Origin of the sequence: Sphingomonas corticis, from assembly GCF_012035195.1 — a bacterium.
Classification (GTDB): Bacteria; Pseudomonadota; Alphaproteobacteria; order Sphingomonadales; family Sphingomonadaceae; genus Sphingomonas; species Sphingomonas corticis.
Window position 1 is genome coordinate 1 of sequence record NZ_JAAVJH010000051.1, and the last position, 1,501, is coordinate 1,501.

The window sequence follows — 1,501 nt, forward strand, 5'->3', positions numbered from 1 at the left end:
GAGACCGTTGAAAAAGGCTTGCGCGAAATCGGCGTGGCGGATGGCTGGTGACGCCGGCCACCGGGGATACGCCGCGTATCAGGCCGCCGCGGCCTGCCGGGCGAGCAACTGAAGGTTGTATGCCGCGGCAGCCATGGTGAACTCCTCGGCGGCTCCTGACAGGCCCCGCAGCTTGAGCGTTCGTAGCCCCAGGTTGCGTTTCAGATGGCCGAACACGCGCTCGATCCGCTGTCTTCGACGCCGTGCGTGCACATAGGCGTCGGTGCCGGCAAGGGCGCGCACGGTATCGCGGGCTTCCTCGCTGACGAGCCGGGTGACACCCCGCTTCGGACCGATGGTGCATTGCGGCTTCAGCTCGCAGGCGGCGCAATCGGCCGGCCGGCTTCGGTAGACGCGCACCTGCTTGGTCCGGTTGGTGCCGCAATAGCCGAGCAGCTTGTCCGCCGGACAGCGGTAGGCATCCGCTTCCCGGTCGTAGCGGAAGGCATCCCGGGTGAAGAAGGCGTCCCGCTGGCGGGTCCGGTCGATGACCGGGATGTATGGCGTGATGTTCCGGTCGATCAGCCAGCGGAGCAGCGGACCGCTACCATACGCCTTGTCGGCCGAGAGACTGGCGGGTTCGATGCCCAGCCTGGTGCCGGCGCGTGACACCAGCGTCCGGGTCGCCGCCACCTCGGCTGCGAAGCGGGCGGGCGTGGCCTCCACGTCGAGGATGCAGTCGGTGTCGAGGTCAAGCAGGGGGTTGATGGCGTATGCGTATCGCGCCGGTCCGTGCTTGCAGGTGAGCGCCGCCTGCGGGTCGGTCGGCGATATGCTGGTCGGATCGACGGGCGCCGGTTCGTCGGGGCCCGGCGGCAACGCGGCATCGAGCGCCGCCAGGTATTCGGCGACGGGTCGCGATATGCTTTCCCTGCCACGAAGCTCGTCTGCGGCGTCGGCCCCCTTCAGCTTCTTCTCGCGGCTGGCGTCGGCCATGATCGTGCTGCCGTCCACCGCCACGTCGCGCCCCGCCACTAGCCCGGCCACGGCGCATCGTGCGACCACCTGCTCGAACAGCAGGCGATGCAGGTCGCAGGTGCGGAAGCGGCCGTGCCGGTTCTTGGAGAAGGTGGAGTGGTCGGGCACCCGGTCGGCCAGATCAAGCCGGCAGAACCAACGATAGGCGAGGTTGAGGTGCACCTCCTCGCACAAACGCCGTTCCGAGCGGATGCCGAACAGATAGCCAACCAGCAGCATCCTGAGCATCAGCTCCGGGTCGATCGAGGGTCGCCCACTCGCGCTGTAGCTCGACGCCAGTGCCTCGCGCACGAAGCCGAAGTCCAACACGCCGTCGATGCGTCGGAGCAGGTGGTCAACCGGCACATGCTCATCAAGCCGGAAGCCGTAGAACAGCGCGCCCTGTGCCACCTGCCGTCCCATCATGTCCGTGATCCCTTGCCGTCTGCCAAGAGTGAATCACGCCTCCATCGCCGTCGCAAGCACGCGTTTTTCAACAGTCTCG

The 1,501-nt window shown here is 67.4% G+C and carries 1 protein-coding gene; it reads right to left on the bottom strand.

Going from position 1 to position 1,501, the window contains the following annotated elements:
• Positions 1 to 78 precede the first annotated feature (78 nt).
• Positions 79 to 1,422, bottom strand: coding sequence for an IS1182 family transposase (locus HBH26_RS20330; protein WP_047867256.1), 1,344 nt, complete (start codon positions 1,420 to 1,422; stop codon positions 79 to 81).
• Positions 1,423 to 1,501 lie beyond the last annotated feature (79 nt).

Excerpts from the sequence above, each read along its gene's own strand:
- HBH26_RS20330 (WP_047867256.1), bottom strand. The coding sequence starts at position 1,422 with ATGATGGGACGGCAGGTGGCACAGGGCGCGCTGTTCTACGGCTTCCGG.